The following is a 21,983-nucleotide window of genomic DNA, read 5'->3' on the forward strand; positions in this document are numbered from 1 at the left end:
GCGGTTTCGATCGTGTCGACCGAGCCCGCCGTGCACGGTGACCGGTCTCCTGCCGGTCGCCGTGCCGCAATCCGTTCGCCACGATGCTGCCCCGGCGCCGACGAATGCGCAAGCCATTCGCGGGCGTGGTTGACGACGAGTGGCCGGCGCGGCGAGCGGTGCCGCAGGCCTCTCCGGGTATCCCCCGGGGCAACCCGCGCCGCCCGTGTTTCATGGTAATGTCGTGCGCATCCGGCCTGGCCGGGCGCCCGCCATGTGCCGTGCGGGCGCCGCCAGCCATCGCGACATCACGCGACATCGTGTCGAGGTTAAAAACCATGGCAGTCAGGGCATCTCTCCTGCACTCCGTTCTCGCCACTCCTCCCTCCGGCAACCACCGTGTGACGGCCGCGCTGCGCCCGTCGATGCTCGTTACGCTGTTCGAAGACGTCCGACCGATGGCGCTCTCCGGGCTCGCGAGCGGCTTCGTCGCGGCCGTTGCACTGATCCGGCTGCAGCAGCTGTGGTGCCTCGCGTGGCTGATCGCCGACGTCGGCCTCCTCATCACGCGGCTCTCGATCGCGCGCGCGTACACCGTTCAGCGCAACGCCGGCGACGACCGTGCCGAATACTGGGCGTTGCGCTATGCGCCCGTGTCGCTCGTCGCGTGCTTCGTGCTCGGCCTCGGCGTGATGGGCTGCGTGCAGGCCGTCGACGTCGAGCTCGGCACGCTGTCGGTGATGGTCGCGGGCGGCGTGTTCGGCGGAATCGCGTCGCGCAATTCGGCGCTGCCGCGGCTCGCGATGATGCAGGTCGCGCTCGGCGTGCTGCCGATCGGCGTCGGTGCGCTGCTGGCCCACCGGTCGGGCGCGTGGCTGCTGCTGCCGCCGCTCGCGATCTATCTCGCCGCGATGCGCACGGTCGTCCAGCGTCACTATCGCGTGCTCGTCGCGCTGATCGCCGCGCGCCAGCGCAACGCCGAACTCGTCGCGCGCTTCGACGCCGCGCTCACTTACATGCCGCACGGCCTGTGCATGATCGACGGCGAGCGCCGCGTGATCGTCGCGAACCGGCGCACCGCGCACCTGTTCGGCTCGCCGCGCGAGATCATGCTCGATACGCCGTTGCCCGCCGTCGTCGCGGCGCTCGGCGCGAACGACGCGACCGATCCCGACGGCGCCGGTCTCGCCGCGCAGTGCGAGCTCTGGCTGGCCTGCGACGAGCCCGCGCCGCTCGACGTCGTGCTCGCCGACGGCCGCCAGCTCGAACTGACGCGCCACCGCGTACCCGACGGCAACGCAGTGATCATCGTCGAGGATGTGACCGCGCGCCGCCGGACCGAGCAGCACATCCGGCATCTCGCGCGGCACGATGCGCTGACGGGCTTGCCGAACCGTCATGAACTGCATGCCGAGCTCAAGCGGATGCTCGCGCGCCGGCCGCGCGCGCCGGGTCCCGCGCTCGCCGTCATGTATCTCGACCTCGACGGCTTCAAGGCGATCAACGACCGGTTCGGCCACCAGGCCGGCGACGATGTGCTCACGCAGGTCGCCGTGCGGCTCGGCAAGACGCTGCCGTCCGGCGAGCTGGCGGCGCGCATCGGCGGCGACGAGTTCGTCGTCGCGATCGACGACACGACGATGCATGCGTGCTCGCTCCTCGCCGCGCGCATCATCCGGCAGATCTCGGCGCCGTACACGCTGTCGATCGGCGAGACGGTGAGCCTCGGGATCAGCATCGGCATCGCGCTCGACGACGGGCACGGCTCCCCCGACGAACTGATCCGGCAGGCCGACAGCGCGCTGTATGAAGCGAAGTCCGCAGGCAAGGGCATCTATCGCTTCTATTCGAGCGGCAGCAGCCGGGTCACGCCCGTCACCGCGAGTTGACCCGGCTGCACAAGCCCGCTTTCCCCGCCTCCACCGCCTCCCGACGATTCAATTCCGAAACGCTTTGCGTGGCCGCACGTGTCGTCGCGCGTTCGCGTGTCACGTGACGTGTTCCGTAACATCGCCGCCTGCCGCGCGTCACGTTGGCTGCAGAAGCCTGCACGATCGAAGCAGCGCAAGGCTTTTCAAGCCTGGCACTCTTATTGCTCCCTGTCAGGGAAACAGGTTGTCAGGGAGACCCAACATGAATACCGTCGAAGTCCTCAGCCGCAGCGAAACCATCGACGCACTGGACGTGATCGAGGGCGAATCGCTGATCCGCCGGCTCGTGTCCGAAAGCCGCATGCCGGCCGCCCGCGAGGCCCGATGCGTCGACAATCCGCCGCTGACGCTGTACGGCGCATTTCGCCAGGGCATCGCCGATCACGGCGCACGCCGCGGGAATCCGTATCGCGCCGGCAGCCGTTTCTGGGCGCTGTGGGAAGAAGGACGTCTCGAAGCTGAAACATCGGGCCGGTAACGCGGCTGCGCGCGCCGGCCCTGTCTCGGCAAGGGGCCGGCGCGAAACATCCCGCCGAACGCATGCCGGCCGACCGACCGGCATGCGTTCATCGCTGCAACATCGCACGGGGTCTCGCGTATCGGCTGCCGTGCAACTGGCCGTACCCGAGATCCATGCACGTGCCGCTTGATGGCGTTGGGCGTTGCGCACTCCCTGCGCGCCGCGCGGCAGTCGTTTCCCGATAAGATGGCGAATTCCGTTCATCGAACGATGCCGCCATGACCGCCTCTTCTTCCTCGCACCGCAATCCCATCCACTGCGAAATCGATCTCGACGCACCCGGCAAGCACGCGGGCTACTTGCGGCTGCCGCATTCCGTCCACCGCTCGGCATACGGCTGGCTGCCGATCCCGATCGCGTCGATCCGCAACGGCGACGGCCCGGTCGCGCTCGTGATGGCCGGCAATCACGGCGACGAGTACGAAGGCCAGATCATCGTGTCGCAACTGATGCGCGAGATCGAGCCCGAGATGGTCAGCGGGCAGTTGATCCTGCTGCCGATGGCGAATTTCCCGGCAGCGGATGCCGGCCTGCGCGTGTCGCCGCTCGACGGAGGCAACCTGAACCGCAGCTTCCCCGGCGACCCGACCGGCACGCCGACGCAGATGATCGCCCACTACATCGAGCACGCGCTGCTGTCGCGCGCGCAGTATCTGGTCGACCTGCACTCGGGCGGCAGCTCGCTGCTGTACCAGGGCGGCAACATGCTCGCGATCGATCCGCTCGACGCCGACGAAGCCGCGAAGCTCAACGGGCTGCTGGTCGCGTTCGGGCTGCACAATGCGCTGCTGCATGCGCCGAATCCCGTGCATTCGGCGTCGGCCGCGCGCCGCCAGGGCGCGATCTCGATCGTGACCGAACTCGGCGGCGCGGGCATGGCCGATCCGTCGCTGATCCGGATGGGCCGCCACGGGCTGCTGCACTACCTCGGCCATATCGGGCTGCTGCACGGCGCGCTCGTGCCCGATGCGCCACCCACCGTCACGCGCTTCATGCGCGTCGACGGCGATCGCCATTTCGTCTACGCGTACGAGCGCGGGCTGTACGAGCCGCTCGTCGAACTCGGCGACCAGGTGAAGGCCGGGCAGCCGGCCGCGTGGGTGCATTTCCCCGATACGCCGCTGCGCGAGCCGGTACTGCACCGCTTCAAAGGTGACGGCGAAGTGGTGTGCAAGCGCGTGCCCGCGCAGGTGCAGCGCGGCGATTGCCTGTTCCAGCTGGCGGAGTTGTCGGCGCCGCCGAGCATCGGCCAGACGGCCTAAATCCGGACCTCTCTCCTTTCCACGCTGTCTGCCAGTCATGGCGGACGGCATGCGTTCGTCATTAACCAACTTGACAAATTAACTTACTTGGTTATGATCGCAGATGGAAAAGAGAACGCCTCATTGCAAGCTGCTGCGCGTGAAAGCGCTCGTCGAATCCGGCCAGGTCCGGCTAACGGCGAGCGCGGTACTCGGCGCCCGGCTATTGGGTTTCACGGAACGGGAGGCGCTCGGTGTCGTGCTGTCGCTGACCGATCTCGACTTCCACAAGAGTATGACGACGTACGCCGACCACACGATCCGGCAGGACACCGATCTTTCACGGTGCGCGGCGACGTGTACCTGAAACTGACGGTGATCGACGATGTGCTGATCGTGTCTTTCAAGGAGCGTTGAACATGAAGTGCCCTGCCTGCGGTGCCGCCAAGCTGGTCCGCGACACGCGAAACATCCCCTATACCTACAAGGGCCGGTCGACTGTCGTTCGCGATATCACCGGCGATTTCTGCCCGGCCTGCGGGGAATCGGTGCTGGATCTCGACGAGGCCACCCGTCTCGGCGAAGCGATCACCGAATTCAACAAGCAGGTGAACGCCACCCTCGTCGACCCGAAGTACATCGCGAAGGTGCGCAAGAAGCTGAAGCTGGACCAGCGCGAGGCGGCCGAGCTCTTCGGCGGCGGCGTCAACGCGTTCTCCCGTTACGAGACAGGCAAGACGAATCCGCCGCTTGCCCTCGTGAAATTGCTGAAGCTGCTGGATCGTCACCCCGATCTGCTCGCCGAAGTGCGAGCGGCATAGGCGCTCGCGCTTCAGGATCGCGCATACGTCCGGCACACGCCTCAACGCATGCGCGATCCCCCGTCACCCCACCCCACTCCCGCTGCAAGCCTTCTGACGCTTCCCGCGAAATCCTTATCGAAATTGCTTCGTTCGCCTTTGCCGGCCGCGCCGCTAACGTGTTCAAAACGGCGGCGGCCCGCCACCCGCATCCCAGCAGGACACGCAACGGCCGCCGCCATCACGACAACCGCGTCGCGATAACGGAACAGACCGGACGGGCCGCGTGCCCGCACCCCGCCAGGAACGTCCGCATCGCGCGCCCTTCGCGATGCCCATGGCCACGACCGACCGCATCATCGACACGACGCCGCTCGACGTCCGCGCACAACCGCTGATCGACGCGCTGATCGACGAGTATTCGACCCGTTACCACGCGTATCGGCCCGACAGCGAGGCATCCGCCCGCGAAGAACTCGCACGCTACCCGGCCGACGTGTTCGCGCCGCCCGAAGGCGCGTTCGTGCTGCTGCTGCGCGACGGCGAGACGATCGGCGGCGGCGCGTTCAAGCGCTACGACGCGCAGACCGCCGAGCTCAAACGCATCTGGACCCGCTCGGACCTGCGCCGCCAGGGCCTCGCCCGCGTCATCGTCGAGGCGCTCGAACTGCGTGCCGCGCAGCAAGGCTATCGCCGCATCTACCTGACCACCGGTTTTCGCCAGCCCGAAGCATGGGCGCTGTACGACCGCACCGGCTATACGCGGCTGTTCGATTCGTCGATCGACCCCGAAGCGTATTTCCACCTGCGGTTCGGCAAGGATCTCGCCGATCCGTCGCGCACGTCGACGCTGGCCGACCTGTGGGCGCCCGTGCCCGAACCGGTGCTGTCGCGCTGACCGCGACGGCCCCCCGCTTCCCTCCGATTTCCGCTTGCCACTCCAGGACGCTTTCATGCAACGAGCCGTACCGCTTTCTTCCCGTGCCGTGCGCACGCTGGCCGCCGCGCTGATCGGCCTGACTGCGTTCGCCGCAGCCGCGGCCGCCGCCACGTTCGACCTGAGCCCCGAGCAGCGCGGCCGCCCGCGCGGCGTGGCCGATGCGGCCGTCGAGCGCGCGGTGCCCGCGTCGTTCAAGTTCGCCGAACCCGGCACGCTGACGATCGGCGTTGCGCCGAGCCTGCCGCCGATCAGCTCGTATGCGACCGACGCGCGCACTGTGATCGGCTTCGACGCCGACGTCGGCCAGCTCGTGTCCGACAGCCTCGGCCGCAAGCTGAAGATCGTCGCGCTCGCGTGGGCCGACTGGCCGCTCGCGCTCGAATCCGGAAAAGTCGACGCGGTGATCTCGAACGTCACCGTCACCGAGGAGCGCAAGCAGAAGTTCGATTTCTCGACCTACCGCAAGGACCAGGTCGGCTTCTACGTGCGCAACGACAGCAAGATCCAGGCGATCCGCGAGCCGAAGGACGTCGCGGGGCTGCGCATCGTGACCGACGCCGGCACCAACCAGGAAAAGATCCTGCTCGCGTGGGATCGCGAGAACGTCGCGCACGGGCTGAAACCCGTGCAGATCCAGTACTACGACGACCAGGCGATGCGCATCGTCGCCGTGCAGTCGGGGCGCGCCGATGCGGTGTTCAGCGTGAACTCGGTGCTCGCGTACCAGAGCGCGCAGCAAGGCAAGACGCGCCTCGTCGGCGCGATCAGCGGCGGCTGGCCGCGCACGGCCGACATCGCGATCGCGACGCGCCGCGGCAGCGGGCTCGCCGATCCGCTGACCGTCGCGCTGAACGGGCTGATCAAGAACGGCCGCTACCAGCAGGTGCTCGACCGCTGGAACCTCGCTTCGGAAGCGATCGACCAGTCGCGCACGAATCCGCCGGGGCTGCCGAAGAGCTGAACGCCGCGCACGCGCACCGCCCCTTCACGCCCACGCCACGCTCACGCAGGAACGCCGCTCACCATGTCTTATTCGCTTTCGTTGCTGGACAAGAGTCCGATCGCCGACGGCGCGAACGCCGCCGACGCGCTGCGCTTCACCACGACGCTCGCGCAGCGCGCCGAACAGCTCGGCTATGAGCGCTTCTGGGTCGCCGAACATCACGGCACGCCGGCCTTTGCAAGCTCGGCGCCGGAGATCGTCGTCGCGCACCTGCTCGCGCACACGTCGCGCATCCGCGTCGGCTCGGGCGGCGTGATGCTGCAGCACTACAGCCCGTTCAAGGTCGCCGAAACCTTCAAGGTGCTGGCCGCGCTCGCGCCGGGCCGCGTCGATCTCGGCATCGGCAAGGCGCCCGGCGGGTTGCCGCTGACCACGCGCGCGCTGCAGTGGTTCCACGACAAGGCGCGCAAGCCGGATTTCGCGGGCCAGCTCGCGGAGCTCGACGCGTTTCTCGGCTGGGGCGTCGCCGAGGATCATCCGCTCGCCGGTGCCGTCGCGCTGCCCGTGCCGCCGCAGGCGCCCGAACGCATCCTGCTCGGCGGCTCGCCGGACAGCGGCGCGCTCGCCGCGCGCAACGGCTGGCGCTTCTGCTACGCGGGGCATTTCAACGGCGACGACGCGAACCTCGAACGCTCGCTGGACGCGTACCGCAGCGCGGGCGGCACCCGGCCGCTGGTCGCGCTGTACGCGGTGGCCGCGCCCACGCGCGACGCGGCCGAGCAACTGATCGGGCCGCTGAAGATCTTCAAGCTGCAGTTCGCGGGCGGCCAGAGCTTCAATCTCGCCAGCGCGCAGGCGGCCGCCGAATTCGCGAGGCAGAGCGGCGCGTCCGACTACCGGATCGACGAGTTGCGCCCGACGGTGCTGGCCGATACGCCCGAACGCGTCCACCGCGCGCTCGACGCGCTGAGCCGGCGGCTCGACGTCGATGCGTTCGTGATCGATTCGCCGGTGACCGACTACGCGGCGCGGCTCGCATCGGCCGAATGGCTCGGCGGCGCGCTGTCGGCCACGCCGTTGCAGGCGGCCCTCGCGGCCGACCGCTCCCTTTCCCCTGACCAGAACGCGTGACGCGCCCATGACGACCCGACGATCGATTCCCTTCGGCCTGATGCTGCAAGGCGCAGGCAGCCACATGAATGCATGGCGGCACCCGAGCAACCCGCCGGACGCGAGCATCAACCTCGATTTCGCGATCGGCATCGCGCGCCAGGCGGAAGCCGCGGGCATCGCGTTCGCGTTCGTCGCGGACGGCCTGTACATCAACGAGAAGTCGATCCCGCACTTCCTGAACCGCTTCGAGCCGCTGACCGTGCTGTCGGCGCTCGCGGTCGCGACGAAGAAGATCGGGCTCGCGGGCACGATCTCGACGTCGTACAGCGAGCCGTTCACGGTCGCGCGCCAGCTCGCGTCGCTCGATGCGATCAGCGGCGGGCGCGCGGGCTGGAACGTCGTGACGACGCCGCTCGAAGGCACCGCGAAGAATTTCGGCAAGGCGCATCCCGATCACGAACTGCGCTACGAGATCGCCGACGAATACCTCGACGTCGTGCAGGGCCTGTGGGACAGCTGGGACGACGACGCCTTCGTGCGCGACCGCGCGACCGGGCGCTTCTTCGATCGCGACAAGCTCCACACGCTCGACCACCACGGCCGCTTCTTCCAGGTCGCGGGCCCGCTCAACATCCAGCGCTCGCCGCAGGGGCAGCCGGTGATCTTCCAGGCCGGCTCGTCGGACACCGGCGTCGCGCTCGCGGGCAAGTATGCGGATGCGGTGTTCACGCATTCGCCGTCGCTCGACGAAACGGCCGCGTTCACGCGGCGCGTGAAGCAGAGCGCGATCGAGCACGGCCGGCAAGGCAGCGACGTGAAGATCTTCCCCGGCATCGGGCCGATCGTCGGCCGCACGGCGGCCGAGGCCGAGGACAAGTACCAGGCGATCCGCAACCTGCTGACGATCGACGAGGCGCTCGCGTATCTCGGCCGCTATTTCGATCACCACGATTTCACGCAGTACGCGCTCGATGCGCCGTTCCCGGAACTCGGCGAGCTCGGCCGCAACAGCTTCCGCTCGACCACCGACCGGATCAAGGCCGACGCGAAACAGAAAGGCCTGTCGCTGCGCGAGACGGCGCTCGCGGTCGCCACGCCGCGCCCGAACTTCATCGGCACGGCCGAGCATGTCGCAGACGAGCTGATCCGCTGGCACGACGCCGGCGCCGGCGACGGTTTCATCCTCGGCTTCGCGGTGCAGGCGCAGGGCGTCGAGGATTTCATCGAACTCGTGATTCCCGTGCTCGAGGCACGCGGGCGCTACAGCCGCGACCTGCCCGGCGCGACGCTGCGCGACCATCTCGGGCTGCCGCGCAAGGCCAGCCGCCATGCGGCGCCCGGCGCGCCGCACGAAACGGCGGCCGAAGCGCACGCCTGACATCCGCCGCCGCGCCGCCCGTGCGCGGCGCGCCCGCCCGACCGATTCGAGGATTTCCACCGACATGAGCGACACGACCCACCTCGGCGGCGCGCTGCCGCCGCTCTCTTCCCCCGGCGCGCGCGACGCCGGCACGCGTTTCCGGATCGTGCCCGCGCGCCACCGGTCGCGCACGGCCGGCACCGTGCTCGCCGTCGCGCTGATCGCGATCGTCCTGCATTCGATCCTCGGCAACCCGCAATGGGGCTGGCCGGTGTTCGCCGAATGGTTCCTGTCGCCGCCGGTGCTGTCGGGGCTCGCGCGCACGCTGGTGCTGACGCTGCTCGGCGCGGTGTTCGGCCTCGTGCTCGGCGCGTTCGTCGCGCTGGCCCGGCTGTCGCGTTCGCGGCTGCTGTCGGCGAGCGCGTGGACCTTCGTGTGGCTGTTCCGCTCGATTCCGCTGATCGTGCTGCTGCTGATCCTGAACAACCTCGGCTACCTGTACGAGCATGTGCGGCTCGGCGTGCCGTTCACCGACATCGTCTGGTTCGACACGCCGACGACCGACCTGATCAGCCCGTTCCTCGCGGCCGTGCTCGGCCTCACGCTGCACCACGCGGCGTTTTCCGCGGAGGTGATTCGCGGCGGCATTCTCGCGGTCGACCAGGGCCAGCTCGAGGCGGCCGCCGCGCTCGGTCTGCCGCGCGGCCGACAGACCACGCGAATCGTGCTGCCGCAGGCGATGCGCGCGATCCTGCCGACCGCGTTCAACGACCTGATCATGCTCGCGAAAGGCACGTCGATGGTCTACGTGCTCGCGATGCCCGAGCTGTTCTATACGGTGCAGGTGATCTATCGCCGCAATCTCGAAGTGATTCCGCTGCTGATGGTCGCCACCGTCTGGTACCTGATCATCCTGACCGTGCTGTCGGCCATCCAGGTGCAGGTCGAGCGGCACTATGCGCGCGGGGCGCTGCGCAACCCGCCGCCGTCCGTCATCACGTTCGCGCTCGCGCGTATTGGCGTGCTGTGGCGGCGTGTGGCGTCCCGTCACGCGGCATCGGTCGAGCAGGCTCACGGCGATGGCGACGCGGCGACCGCCGTCGCACCGCGCGCCGGCGGCGAAGTGGCCGTGCATGGCGTGTCGAAGCAGTTCGGCATGCAGCGCGTGCTCGACAACGTGTCGTTCGTCGCGCCGCGCGGCAGCGTGACCGCGATCGTCGGGCCGTCGGGCTCGGGCAAGTCGACGCTGCTGCGCACGATCAACCATCTCGAACGCGTCGACGACGGCTTCATCGACATCGACGGCGAACTGATCGGCTATCGCCGCGACGGCGACGTGCTCTACGAGCTGAAGGAACGCGACGTGCTGACGCGGCGCACGGCCGTCGGGATGGTGTTCCAGAACTTCAACCTGTTCCCGCACCTGACCGTGCTCGAGAACCTGGTCGAAGCGCCGGTCGTCGTGGGCGGCATCACGCGCGACGCCGCCGAACGCGTCGCCCGCACGCTGCTCGCGCGCGTCGGCCTCGCGGACAAGGCCGATGCGTATCCGCGCCAGTTGTCCGGCGGCCAGCAGCAGCGCGTCGCGATCGCGCGGGCGCTCGCGCTGCGCCCGAAGGTGCTGCTGTTCGACGAGCCGACGTCGGCGCTCGATCCCGAGCTCGTCAACGAGGTGCTCGACGTGATCAAGGAACTCGCGCGTTCGGGCACGACGCTCGTGATCGTCACGCACGAGATCGGCTTCGCGCGCGAAGTCGCGGACAACGTGCTGTTCATGGAGCGCGGGCGCATCGTCGAAGCCGGGCCGCCGGCCGTCGTGCTCGATGCGCCGTCGCATCCGCGTACGCGTGCGTTCCTGTCGCGGGTGCTGTAATGCGCGCCGCTGCCTGCCTGCGAGGTGCCGCACGATGACCGACCGACGCCAGTTCATGACCGCCGCGCTGATCGCGGCAGCGGGTAGCCTTCCGTGGCACGCGGTGCATGCAGCCGCCTCGACCGCGGATCTCGATCCGCGCCAGGCCGGCCGCCCGCGCGCGCAACCCGACGACGCGGCGATCCGCGCGGCAGCCGGCTACCGCTGGGTACGCGACGGCGCGTTCACGGTCGCGATTTCACCGCACGCGCCGCCCGTATCGACTTACGCGACCGACGCGCGCACCGTGGTCGGCGCCGATCCCGACTATGCACAGCTCGTCGCCGACGCACTCGGCCGCACGCTCGTGCTGCTGCCGATCGCGTGGGCCGACTGGCCGCTCGGGCTCACGTCCGGCAAATATGACGCGGTGATCTCGAACGTCGGCGTGACCGAGAAGCGCAAGGAGAAATACGATTTCACGACCTACCGGCTCGGGCTGCACGGCTTCTACGTACGCACCGGCAGCCCGATCGCGAAGCTCGCCGAGCCGCGGGATATCGCCGGCCTGCGCATCATCACCGGCGCGGGGACGAGCCAGGAGCGCATCCTGCTCGAGTGGAACAAGCGCAACGTGGCGCAGGGGCTGAAGCCGGCCGAGCTGCTCTATTTCGACGACGATGCGGCGGCGCGCGTCGCGCTGCTGTCGGGTCGCGCCGATGCGGAGCTGAACCCGAACGCGTCGCTCGCGTACGAGGCCGCGCGCACGGGCAAGATCCGCCGCGTCGGCGTCGTCAATGCGGGGTGGCCGGCCAACGCCGACGTGGCGATCGCGACGCGACGCGGCAGCGGGCTCGCGCCCGCGCTGACGCTCGCGACGAACGCGCTGATCGGCAACGGCCGTTACGGGCAGGCGCTCGCGCGCTGGGGCCTGCAGAGTGAGGCGATCGCGCGTGCGGAGACCAATCCGCCGGGGTTGCCGTCGTTTTGACAACGTCGATCGGGCGGTGCGCGACGTGACATCGCCCCGGCATTGCACGATGGCCATGCCGGGGCGCGTCGAAGCAACATCGTGGGCTGCAGGAGCCTACGCCGTCACCGCCGCGTGATGCCGGTCGAGTTCCGCGACGTGTGCATGAATCGCCGGAATCAGCTCGCGCCCGTAATCGAGCGCATCGTCCAGCGGATCGAACCCGCGAATCAGGAACGTCGACACGCCCAGCCGGTAATACGCACCGAGCGCCCGCGCGACCTGTTCGGGCGTGCCGACCAGCGCGGTCGAATTCCAGCGCGCGCCGGTCAGGTTCGCGACGCCCATCCACAGCCGCTCGTCGAGCACGTCGCCTTGCGCGGCCGCCGCCATCAGCCGTTGCGAACCCGCATTCTGCGGCGCATGGCCGGTGATCGGCTGGCCGTTCGCGAGCCGTGCCGCGCGCACGCGCTCGCGGATCGCCTCGGCCTTCTCCCATGCGGCCGCTTCGGTAGCGGCCACGATCGGCCGGAACGACACGCTGATGCGCGGCGCACGCCCGAACGGTGCGGCGGCTTCGCGCACGCGCGCGATCTGCTCGCGCACCGATGCGAGCGGCTCGCCCCATGTCATGTAGACATCGGCATGCTCGCCCGCGACCGCCAGCGCAGCCGGCGACGACCCGCCGAAATAGATCGGCACGTGCGGCCGCTGCGCGCCCTTCACGAGCGGCGACGCACCGCGCAGCCGATAGAACGCACCGTCATGGTCGACCGGCGCGTCGGCTTGCCAGATCCGTTTCAGCACGTCGAGATATTCGCCGGTGCGTCGGTAGCGCGCATCGTGCGGCACGAAATCGCCGTCGCGCTGCAGGTCCGCATCGTCGCCGCCCGACACGACGTTCAGCGCCAGCCGGCCGCCGGAAAACACGTCGAGCGTCGCGATCTGCCGCGCGGCGGCAGACGGCACGATCACGCCCGGCCGGTGCGCGAGCAGGAGGCGGATGCGTTCGGTCGCGGCGGCCGCGAACGACGCGACGATGAAACCGTCCGCCGCGTTGCTGAAATGGCCGACCAGGATCTGGTCGAAGCCGGCGGCCTCGTGCGCCTGCGCGAAGCGGCGCACGTAGTCGGGCTGGACGGCCGCGCCGCCCGGTACGTCGACCTCCGCGCCGGGTGTCGCGGTGATCATGCCGATGATGTCGACTGGCATGTCGGAATGTCCTTGGGGTACTTGATCGAAAATCGCGGCGGAGGCAGCCCGCTTACTGCGCGGCGGCCGTCTTCTGCGCCGGCGCCGCGAACGCGCCCGCATACGAACGGTCGAGCAGCTTCGACGTGTCGTACGCGACCGGAATCACGCCGGCCTTGTGCAGGAAATCGGCCGTGTTCTGCGCGTCCTTCGCGGCCGTCTCGTCGACCGGGCCGACGCGCTGCTTCGCGTTGTTGAGCCAGCGGTACGCGACGTCGGGTTCGAGCTTCGCGCGCTTCGCCCACAGGTCCGCGTACTCGCGCGGGTGGTTGTCGACCCACTGGCGCGCGGCCACCACGCGCCGCAGGAAATCGGTGATCTCGGCACGCTTGCCGGAGACGGCCTGCTCGTTCGCGGCGACGAAGCTCAGCGCCGGCATCAGCCCCTGCGCGGTCGTCACGGGCCGCGCACCTTGCCGCAGCGCAAGCGTGCTGACGAACGGCTCCCACAGCGACACGGCGTCGACCGAGCCGTTCGCGAGCGCGTTGGTCGCATCGATCGGCATCAGGTACGCGTACTTGACCGAATCGGCGCGCAAGCCCGCGTGTTCGAGCGCGCGCAGCACGAGCTGCTGGCTCCATGCGCCGCGCCAGACGGCGATGGTCTTGCCTTGCAGGTCGGCCACGGTGCGCACCGGCGAATCCTTCGGCACGAGAATCGCGACGCCGTCGAGGCTCTGCCGCGACACGGCGACCACCTTCACCGGCGCGCCGCGCGCGGCCAGCGTGAGCAGCGCGGAATCGCCGAGAAAGCCGACGTCGATCGCATTGCCGTTCAGCGATTCGGCGACGGGCGCCGCGGCCTGGAAATGCTTCCACTCGATCGTGTAAGGCAGGTCCTTCAGCACGCCGGACGCCTCCATCGACGCCTGGATGTTGAAGTAGTTCTGCTCACCGACGCGCAGCGTGACGGTGTCCTTGGCCATGCCCGGCTGCGCGGCAAGCGCCAGCAAGAGTGCCGTGACGATTCGACTCAACAACGTGATCTCCCGGAGGGTTGGCGGGCGGCCGCGCGAGAGCGGCGCCCGGTGGTCCGCCGTGCACGGTGGCCGGCGGAACGGATGGAACCGCTGAAGATACGTCGATCCTCATCATGAAACAAACGCAATATTCTTCTATGCAAAGATGCAAATGTTTTATGACAAGGCAGGCGTCGCCGGATGCCGCCGGCCGCGCTCGAGGGAATCCGGTTCGAATGAATCCTCGACAGATATTTCGTGCGCGAAATAAATCACGGATTATATTTCGCATACGAAATAACTACCCGTCACGAGGACAGCCATGACCTCCGAGCCCATCGAGTTTTCCGCCGCCGACGGCTACGCGCTGCACGGCACGCTGTGGTCGCCGGACGCGCCGCCGCGCGCGCTGGTGCTGATCCATCCGGCAACGGCCGTGCCGGAGCGGCTGTATGCGGGCTTCGCGCGCTTCCTGACCGAACGCGGCTTCGCGGCGCTCACCTACAACTATCGCGGCATCGGCGCGTCTCGCCCCGCGCGCCTGGGTGCGTTGAAGGCCCGCATGCGCGACTGGATGGAGCTGGACGTGGGCGCCGCGACCGCGTGGGCGCGGCAGGCGTACGAAGGGTTGCCGCTGCTGGCGGTCGGCCATAGCGTCGGCGGGCACGCGATCGGGCTGTCCGCCGCGACGCCGCACCTGCGTGCGGCCGTGCTGGTCGCCGCGCATGCGGGCAGCACGCGGCTGATCACGCAGGCGGCCGAACGCCTGAAGGTGCGGCTGATCCTGCGCGTGCTCGGCCCGCTGATGTCGGCGCTGCTCGGCTACGTGCCCGGCAAGCGGCTCGGGCTCGGCGAGGACATGCCGGCCGGCGTGTTCCGCGAATGGAGCCGCTGGACCACGCTGCCGCACTATTTCTTCGACGATCCGACACTCGGCGCGGCCGAGCGTTACGCGAAACAGCAGTTGCCGATCCTCGCGCTCGGCTTCGACGACGACCCGTGGGCGAACCCGCCGGCGATCGGGCTGCTGGTAAGCTATCTGACCCGCGCGACGGTCGAACGCCGCCAGATCGATCCGCACGCGGCGGGCAGCGGCCCGGTCGGGCACATGGGCTTCTTCCGCAGCCGCCCCGGCACCGTGCTGTGGCCCGACGTGGCCGACTGGCTCGCGCAGGCGCTCGACACGCCGCGCGCCGCGGGCCGTCCCTCCCTTTCCATTGCAGCCGGGAACCCAGCTTGAGCGAAGACAGACGACTGTTTTTCATGTTGAACATCGGCCAGCGGCGCGTGCAGCGCTGGATCGACCGCAAGGCGGAGACCGAGACGCGCGCGAGCGCCGCGCAGGCCGGCGCGCTGTTCTGTCTCGCGAAACAGGATGGCGCGCTGATCGGTGAAGTCGGCGCCGCGCTGCAGCTCGCGCCGTCCGCGATGACGGGGCTCGCCGACCGGATGGCGAAAGCCGGCCTCATTACGCGTCACGCCGATTCGGATGACGGCCGCGCGACGCGCCTGTATCTCACCGATGAAGGCCACGCCGCGCTCAAGCGTGCGCGCGTGCTGCTGCGCGAACTCAACGGCAAGCTGTGCGACGGGTTTTCCGACGACGAACTCGATGTCGTCGCGCGCTGGCTGCATGCGTTGCAGGAGCGGTTTCCGGCGGAGCGCTGAGCAGCGTGGTGCCGTCGCTCCATTGACGGCACGTGCGCGGCGCGCATCACCTCAATGCATGTCCGTCAGCACGATGCGCCCGTCGACCTTGCCTTCGCGCAGCTTTGCGAACACGTCGTTGATGTTGCCGAGCCGGTCGCGATGGATATGCGCGCGCACCAGGCCATCGGCCGCGAAATCGAGCGATTCCTGCAGGTCGCGCCGCGTACCGACGATCGACCCGCGCACGGTGATGCCGTTCAGCACGGTCGAGAAGATCGGCAACGGGAAATCGCCCGGCGGCAAGCCGTTGAGCGCCACCGTGCCGCCGCGCCGCACCATCCCGAGCGCCTGCGCGAACGCGCTGCGCGACACGGCCGTGACGAGCACGCCGTGCGCACCGCCGATCTCCTTCTGGATCACCTTGGCCGGATCGTCGATCGACGCGTCGATCGTCAGTTCCGCGCCGAGCTGCCGCGCCAGCGCGAGCTTGTCGGGTGAAATGTCGATGGCCGCGACGTGCAGGCCCATCGCACGCGCATACTGCACGGCCACGTGCCCGAGGCCGCCGATGCCGGAGATCGCGAGCCACTGGCCCGGGCGCGTATCGGTGACGCGAATGCCCTTGTAGACGGTGACACCCGCGCACAGGATCGGCGCGATCTCGTCGAACGCAACCTGCGCGGGCAAATGGCCGACGTAGTCGGGATCGGCCAGCACGTATTCCGCGTAGCTGCCGTTCACCGAATAACCGGTGTTCTGCTGGCCGTGGCACAGCGTTTCCCAGCCCGTGTGGCAGTACTCGCAATGGCCGCAGGCTGTGTAGAGCCACGGCACGCCCACGCGATCCCCCTCGCGCACGTGCGTGACGCCCGCGCCCACCGCCGCGACGACGCCCACGCCTTCATGCCCCGGAATGAACGGCAACGTCGGCTTGACCGGCCAGTCGCCATCGGCCGCGTGCAGGTCGGTATGGCACACACCCGACGCCTTGATGTTGACGAGGATCTGGCCGGGCCCCGGCGTCGGCACGGGCACTTCCTCGATGCGCAGCGGTTCGCCGAATGCGTGCACGACGGCCGCTTTCATGGTTTGGGTCATAGGTCGCTCCTGCCTGGTCGATGAGCGATCCAGTATCCGGTTCCGGAATCGAACGACGTTGATACGCATCAACACGCGGGCAATGCACGGCGATGACCACCGCTACAAGGCGTCGCACCGTCGCGCGACGCGGAATCGCGCTGGCTCCCGACTCAGGAACGGAGGTCCGCGCCCGCTGCATCGATCAGCGCAGGGCTGCTTCGGGCGGGCCGCTTCGACGGACACCGAACGCGGGCAGCACGCACCTGGCCGGCGTATCGGCAACGCGTCGGCCGTCGGCGTGCGCATCGCGTCATCCGGTTCAGGCGATCGCTCCGAACACCGCGCAGGCAGTTTCCGCTCCCGCCGCCATTCCCCCCATCCGACAGAAACCCGACAGGATCCTGCCATCCGGCTTGGATTTTGAAATGATATAACATATCATTTCGCGTGCTCGTCCGCCTGTCGTCGTTCCACTGTGGGTGGCCGAGCCTCGCCGAGCGATGGTCCAACGGGATCACTGCGCGTCGCAGACGCAACAATATATCGTATCAAGCCGTGACCTGCATCGCTCGTTATCCGATCCGATTCCAACCGATTCACCGACCATGCGCGACCTCCCTCGTCTACCGCTTCGCCCGCTCTCGTCCCTTTCGCTGATGCTGTTCGCCGCCGTCGCGCACGCGCAGACCGAACCGCCCGCCGAGTCCGGCACGCCGCCGACCACCACGCTCGCCCCGATCTTCGTGACCGCGAACCCGCTCGGCGACAACGAACTGATCGCACCGACCGCCCAGCTTTCCGGCGATGCGCTGACGCGCCGCCAGGCCGATTCGCTCGGCGAAACGCTGAACGGGCTGCCCGGCGTGTCGACCACCACCTACGGGCCGATGGTCGGCCGCCCGATCATCCGCGGGATGGATGGCGACCGGATCCGGCTGCTGCAGAACGGCGTCGCGGCGTACGACGCGTCGTCGCTGTCGTACGACCATGCGGTGCCGCAGGACCCGCTGTCGATCGAACGCGTCGAGATCGTGCGCGGCCCGGCCGCGCTGCTGTACGGCGGCAATGCGGTGGGCGGCGTCGTCAACACGATCGACAACCGGATTCCGCGCGAAGCGATCCAGGGCGTGACGGGGGCGCTCGACGCGCGCTACGGCGGCGCGAACTCGGTGCGCGCGGGCGCCGCGCAGGTCGAAGGCGGCAACGGCCGCTTCGCGTTCCACGTCGATGCGTTCGACCGCGAGACGAGCAAGCTGCGAATTCCCGGCTACGCGCGCAGCAGCGCGCAACGCGCGATCGACGGCCCCGACGCGCCGCAGCCGTACGGCAACGTACCGAACAGCGACGGCCGCGTGCACGGCGGCGCGGTGGGCGCGTCGTACACGTGGGCGGACGGCTTCGCGGGCCTGTCCTACAGCGGCTACGAATCGAACTACGGCTCCGTCGCGGAAAGCGACGTGCGGCTGCGGATGCGCCAGGAGCGCCTGGCGCTCGCATCCGAGGTGCGCAACCTGAGCGGGCCGTTCACGAAGCTGAAATTCGACTTCGCGTACACCGACTACCGTCACAAGGAAGTCAACAACGGCGAAACCGCGACCACCTTCCGCAATCGCGGCTACGAGGCCCGCATCGAGGCAACGCACCGCAAGATCGGCCCGTTCGAAGGCGCGATCGGCGTGCAGTTCGGCCAGAACACGTTCTCCGCACTCGGCGACGAATTGCTCGTGCCGTCCACGCGCACCAACAGCGTCGCGCTGTTCGGCCTCGAGGAATGGCAGGTCGTCCCGGCGCTGAAGCTGAGCCTCGGCGGCCGCTTCGAGCACGTGAAGGTCGATCCCGATCCGGCCGGCGTCGAGAAATTCGCGGGGGCGCAGCCGCGCGAATTCAACGCGGGCAGCCTGTCGGCCGGCGCACTGTTCTCGCTGACGCCCGTGTGGTCGGTGGCGGCCAACGTCGCGTACACCGAACGCGCGCCGACCTTCTACGAGCTGTATTCGAACGGCCCGCACGATGCGACCGGCCAGTTCCTGATCGGCAACCCGAACGCGTCGAAGGAAAAGGCCGTGTCGACCGACCTGTCGCTGCGCTACGCGAGCGGGCCGAATCGCGGCAGCGTCGGCGTGTTCTACAACCGCTTCTCGAACTACCTGACCGAGTACAACACCGGCCGCGTCGTGAACGGCGACGACGAGCCCGTCGCGCCCGGCACCGACGGAGCGCTCAACGAAGCGATCTATCGCGGCGTGCGCGCCGAGTTCTACGGCATCGAGCTGGACGGCAAGTGGCGTGCGTTCGCGCGGCGCGGCCATACGGTCGACCTCGAACTGACCGCCGACTACACGCATGCGCGCAACGTCGACACAGGCCAGCCGCTGCCGCGTATCGCACCGCTGCGCGCGACGCTCGCGGCCGACTACGGTTACGGCCCGTTCGGCGCGCGTGCGCAGGTCACGCACGCGTGGTCGCAGCATCGCGTGCCCGACAACGATTTCTCGACGGACGGCTACACGTCGCTCGGCGTGATGCTGACGTACAAGTTCCGCGTCGGCCCGACGCACTGGCTCGCGTACCTGCGCGGCGACAACCTGACGAACCAGGAGATCCGCTATTCGACCTCGGTCGTGCGCGGCTTCGCGCCGCAGGGCGGCCGCAGCGTGATGGCCGGGTTGCGCACCACGTTCTGACCCTCTCGTGGTCCGCGGCGCCCGCCGCGGGCCTCTCTCCGGCGCCCCTCCCTGCGTCGCGAGTTTCCGTTGATCCGCGATAACCGCCAATCGTGCGGCATTCGCCGGCGACGCTCACCGGTTCCCTCCCCAATTAAATACAAATCGAATCCCGATATTCATCCATAAATCGAAACAGATTCATCAGACAATTATTAGCAAAACAAGTGCTTTTGTTTCACCTACGAAAACCGGTTTCAAATTCCACATATAAACCTTTTAATCACGGGCACTCCGCCGATTTTTGATCAAAATCAGGAACGCCCGCCTGGCAACGATTCCAGCGCTAAAAAAACTAATATCAGGGTTTTCGAAGGGTAAAGAATCATCCCGTATACCCGTTAATGCCGACACGAGCCCGTATCTGGTCGAACAATAAATTCAATTCGTCAACCACACGCACAGAGGCACACTGTGAAAATCGCCAGAATGAGCATCAAGACAAAACTCCTTGGCGGCTTCGGCCTGCTCGCCGCGGTCGTCGTGATCGTGTCGGGCATGGCACTCAAGGCGCTATCCGATACCAACGCCGAATTTTCCCGCTACATGAACGGCATCAACGCGCGGGCGACCGTTTCCGCGCAAATCCGCACCGCGGTCGACCGGCGCGCGATCGCCGCGCGCAACCTCGTGCTCGTGACCAAGCCGTCCGACGTCGAGCTCGAACTGGCCGAGGTGAACCAGGCGCACAAGGACGTGCAGGATCACCTCGCGAAGCTCAAGGACCTGATGGCGAACGCGACGGACACCTCCGATCGCGCGCGCGAACTGGTGGCCGACATCGTGCGCATCGAAGGCAGCTACGGGCCCGTCGCCCTGCGCATCGTCGGGCTCGCGCAGGCCGGCAAGAAAGACGAGGCGACCGCCGACATCGACGACAACTGCCGGCCACTGCTCGCGCAACTGGTGCGCGCAACCGATGCATACGCAACCTATACGCATGAACGCGAGCTTGCGATCGCGCAGCAATTCGCGGATCGCTATGCGATGGAACGCAACCTGCTGGCCGGCATCTGCCTGATCGCAGTCGTGGTCGCGGCATGCGGCGGCCTGTGGCTGACGCGCAAGATCACGGTGCCGATCGGCTCGGCCGTGGACGTCGCGCGCACGGTCGCGAACGGCGATCTCGGCAGCCGCATCAACGTGAGCGGCAACGACGAGACGCGCGATCTGCTCGACGCGCTGCGAACGATGAACGAGCGGCTGATCGGCATCGTCGGCCGCGTGCGCGATTCGTCGAACAGCATCGCGCATGCGGTCGGCGAGATCGCATCGGGCAACCTCGACCTGAGCCAGCGCACCGAGGAACAGGCCGCGTCGCTGCAGGAAACCGCCGCGACGATGGAGGAATTCACGTCGACGGTGCGCCTGAACGCGGAGAACGCGCAACAGGCCAGCTCGCTCGCCGCGAACGCGTCGGACGTCGCGCAGCGCGGCAGCGCGGTGGTCGGTCGCGTGGTCGACACGATGACGGAGATCGGCCAAAGCTCGTCGAAGATCGCGGACATCACGGGCATCATCGAAGGCATCGCGTTCCAGACCAACATCCTTGCGCTGAACGCGGCCGTCGAAGCCGCGCGTGCGGGCGAACAAGGGCGCGGCTTCGCGGTGGTCGCCAGTGAAGTGCGCAGCCTCGCGCAACGTTCGTCGACGGCGGCGAAGGAGATCAAGGAACTGATCTCCGCATCGGTGCAGACGATCCGCGACGGTTCCGAACTCGCGGGCGAAGCCGGCAAGACGATGTCGGACGTCACGCAGGCCGTCGCGCGCGTGACGGACATCATGGGCGAGATCGCGGCCGCGTCGGCCGAGCAGAGCCGCGGCATCGACCAGGTGAACCTGACGATCACGCAGATGGACGAGACGACCCAGCAGAACGCGGCGCTCGTCGAGCAGGCCGCGGCCGCATCGAAGTCGCTCGAGGCGCAAGGCCGCGAGCTGTCCGAAACGGTGGCCGCGTTCCGGATGCCGTCCGGCACGCACGGGGCGTCGCCGGGCGCATACGCGCACGCGCCTGCCGCGCATCACTGGCAACCGGCCACGGCGTAACCGCGGAACTGCGGAACTGCGGAACTGCATAATCGATACCGCACCGGGACGACGATACGCCCGCTGCTCCGCAGATCCGCCTGCGTCGCGCTCGCGCGCACTGCGCGATGCGCGGCCGCACGAGGCACGCAGTGCAGCTGCGTATCGTCACCGTCCGACGCGGCCGGTTCTCATGCGCGACGTCGCGCTGCGCCGATTCGCATCACGCGTGCGCAGCAGGCATAAGTGTCGCTCGGTGCCGCTCGCACGTCGGCTCCGCCACGGCATCGCCGGTCGCTTCCACTGACCGGCGCGGGCCGCGTGCGCACGTCATGAAACGCACATCGTCGCGCTCGATTGCGCGTGACGTGCCCGCCTCCTCATCACACGACGCACGCTGAATGGCTAGCGCTGCGCAAGATTCGATCCCGCCCATGTTTCTCACGTTGCCACACCGCGGACATGGAGATCGCGCTGCATTCGCACGCGCATCGCTCGCCGACGCAGACTTTTAAAACAGCCGAATGACGAGTATGCTTAAAAAAGCACTCCCCGTTCGGACGGCGAATCGCGTGCCCTGGTTCCCGTCCGATCGCATTGCGGCCCCATCGTTCTGCGCGCACCGCGCATCGATGGCGGCGTCT

General features: G+C 68.3%; 18 protein-coding genes. 15 read left to right on the forward strand and 3 right to left on the reverse strand.

Annotated features, from left to right (window positions below; all coding sequences use genetic code 11):
* The first annotated feature begins 317 nt into the window (after positions 1 to 317).
* The 11 genes from LGM89_RS00140 to LGM89_RS00195 all read left to right on the forward strand — a co-directional run bounded on the left by LGM89_RS00140 (position 318) and on the right by LGM89_RS00195 (position 11,670).
* Positions 318 to 1,868, forward strand: a complete 1,551-nt coding sequence (locus LGM89_RS00140; RefSeq protein WP_226271902.1) for a sensor domain-containing diguanylate cyclase — start codon at positions 318 to 320, stop codon at positions 1,866 to 1,868.
* A gap of 244 nt (positions 1,869 to 2,112) precedes the next feature.
* The gene (locus LGM89_RS00145) at positions 2,113 to 2,388 is read left to right on the forward strand and encodes a hypothetical protein (RefSeq protein WP_226271903.1); all 276 of its coding nucleotides are present in this window, start codon (positions 2,113 to 2,115) and stop codon (positions 2,386 to 2,388) included.
* Positions 2,389 to 2,648: 260 nt separating this feature from the next.
* The gene (locus tag LGM89_RS00150; RefSeq protein ID WP_226271904.1) at positions 2,649 to 3,692 is read left to right on the forward strand and encodes a succinylglutamate desuccinylase/aspartoacylase family protein; all 1,044 of its coding nucleotides are present in this window, start codon (positions 2,649 to 2,651) and stop codon (positions 3,690 to 3,692) included.
* A 103-nt stretch (positions 3,693 to 3,795) separates the two neighbouring features.
* Positions 3,796 to 4,038 carry a type II toxin-antitoxin system MqsR family toxin gene (locus LGM89_RS00155; RefSeq protein ID WP_413227454.1) on the forward strand — a complete coding sequence of 81 codons (243 nt, stop codon included), beginning with the start codon at positions 3,796 to 3,798 and terminating at the stop codon, positions 4,036 to 4,038.
* A gap of 52 nt (positions 4,039 to 4,090) precedes the next feature.
* Positions 4,091 to 4,492, forward strand: a complete 402-nt coding sequence (locus LGM89_RS00160) for a type II TA system antitoxin MqsA family protein (protein ID WP_226271905.1) — start codon at positions 4,091 to 4,093, stop codon at positions 4,490 to 4,492.
* Positions 4,493 to 4,808: 316 nt separating this feature from the next.
* On the forward strand, positions 4,809 to 5,369 hold the full coding sequence (locus LGM89_RS00165; protein ID WP_226203175.1) for a GNAT family N-acetyltransferase: 561 nt from the start codon (positions 4,809 to 4,811) through the stop codon (positions 5,367 to 5,369).
* Between the two features lie 55 nt (positions 5,370 to 5,424).
* Positions 5,425 to 6,372: an ABC transporter substrate-binding protein gene (locus LGM89_RS00170; RefSeq protein WP_226203173.1), complete on the forward strand. Its 948-nt coding sequence runs from the start codon at positions 5,425 to 5,427 to the stop codon at positions 6,370 to 6,372.
* 63 nt (positions 6,373 to 6,435) lie between these two features.
* Complete coding sequence (locus tag LGM89_RS00175) at positions 6,436 to 7,485, forward strand: LLM class flavin-dependent oxidoreductase (protein WP_089496902.1); 1,050 nt, start codon at positions 6,436 to 6,438, stop codon at positions 7,483 to 7,485.
* A gap of 7 nt (positions 7,486 to 7,492) precedes the next feature.
* Complete coding sequence (locus LGM89_RS00180; protein ID WP_226271906.1) at positions 7,493 to 8,845, forward strand: LLM class flavin-dependent oxidoreductase; 1,353 nt, start codon at positions 7,493 to 7,495, stop codon at positions 8,843 to 8,845.
* A 64-nt stretch (positions 8,846 to 8,909) separates the two neighbouring features.
* Positions 8,910 to 10,700 (forward strand): amino acid ABC transporter permease/ATP-binding protein, encoded by a 1,791-nt coding sequence (locus tag LGM89_RS37275; RefSeq protein ID WP_319001489.1) that lies wholly within the window; start codon positions 8,910 to 8,912, stop codon positions 10,698 to 10,700.
* A gap of 34 nt (positions 10,701 to 10,734) precedes the next feature.
* A complete protein-coding gene (locus LGM89_RS00195; RefSeq protein ID WP_226271907.1) occupies positions 10,735 to 11,670 on the forward strand; it encodes an ABC transporter substrate-binding protein in 936 nt (311 codons plus the stop codon).
* Between the two features lie 96 nt (positions 11,671 to 11,766).
* Here LGM89_RS00195 and LGM89_RS00200 read toward each other — a convergent pair whose 3' ends face one another.
* Positions 11,767 to 12,861, reverse strand: a complete 1,095-nt coding sequence (locus LGM89_RS00200; RefSeq protein ID WP_226271908.1) for an LLM class flavin-dependent oxidoreductase — start codon at positions 12,859 to 12,861, stop codon at positions 11,767 to 11,769.
* 52 nt (positions 12,862 to 12,913) lie between these two features.
* Positions 12,914 to 13,879, reverse strand: coding sequence for an ABC transporter substrate-binding protein (locus LGM89_RS00205; protein WP_179243733.1), 966 nt, complete (start codon positions 13,877 to 13,879; stop codon positions 12,914 to 12,916).
* A 301-nt stretch (positions 13,880 to 14,180) separates the two neighbouring features.
* Here LGM89_RS00205 and LGM89_RS00210 point away from each other — a divergent pair, with 301 nt between their 5' ends.
* Together LGM89_RS00210 and LGM89_RS00215 are read left to right on the forward strand one after the other, a co-directional pair.
* Positions 14,181 to 15,098 (forward strand): serine aminopeptidase domain-containing protein, encoded by a 918-nt coding sequence (locus LGM89_RS00210; protein ID WP_089496898.1) that lies wholly within the window; start codon positions 14,181 to 14,183, stop codon positions 15,096 to 15,098.
* The gene (locus LGM89_RS00215) at positions 15,095 to 15,526 is read left to right on the forward strand and encodes a MarR family winged helix-turn-helix transcriptional regulator (protein WP_059240503.1); all 432 of its coding nucleotides are present in this window, start codon (positions 15,095 to 15,097) and stop codon (positions 15,524 to 15,526) included. The genes LGM89_RS00210 and LGM89_RS00215 overlap by 4 nt, the downstream gene beginning before the upstream one ends.
* A gap of 51 nt (positions 15,527 to 15,577) precedes the next feature.
* Here the strand turns inward: LGM89_RS00215 and adhP are convergent, their stop codons facing one another.
* Positions 15,578 to 16,606, reverse strand: coding sequence for an alcohol dehydrogenase AdhP (gene adhP / locus LGM89_RS00220; protein ID WP_226271909.1), 1,029 nt, complete (start codon positions 16,604 to 16,606; stop codon positions 15,578 to 15,580).
* Positions 16,607 to 17,193: 587 nt separating this feature from the next.
* On the opposite strand from adhP, the gene LGM89_RS00225 reads away from it, so the two are divergent.
* Together LGM89_RS00225 and LGM89_RS00230 are read left to right on the forward strand one after the other, a co-directional pair.
* Positions 17,194 to 19,272: a TonB-dependent receptor gene (locus tag LGM89_RS00225; RefSeq protein WP_226271910.1), complete on the forward strand. Its 2,079-nt coding sequence runs from the start codon at positions 17,194 to 17,196 to the stop codon at positions 19,270 to 19,272.
* 468 nt (positions 19,273 to 19,740) lie between these two features.
* Positions 19,741 to 21,360: a methyl-accepting chemotaxis protein gene (locus tag LGM89_RS00230; protein ID WP_226271911.1), complete on the forward strand. Its 1,620-nt coding sequence runs from the start codon at positions 19,741 to 19,743 to the stop codon at positions 21,358 to 21,360.
* The last annotated feature ends 623 nt before the right edge of the window (positions 21,361 to 21,983 follow it).

This window comes from Burkholderia sp. AU31624 (genome assembly GCF_020420065.1).
Lineage (GTDB): Bacteria > Pseudomonadota > Gammaproteobacteria > Burkholderiales > Burkholderiaceae > Burkholderia.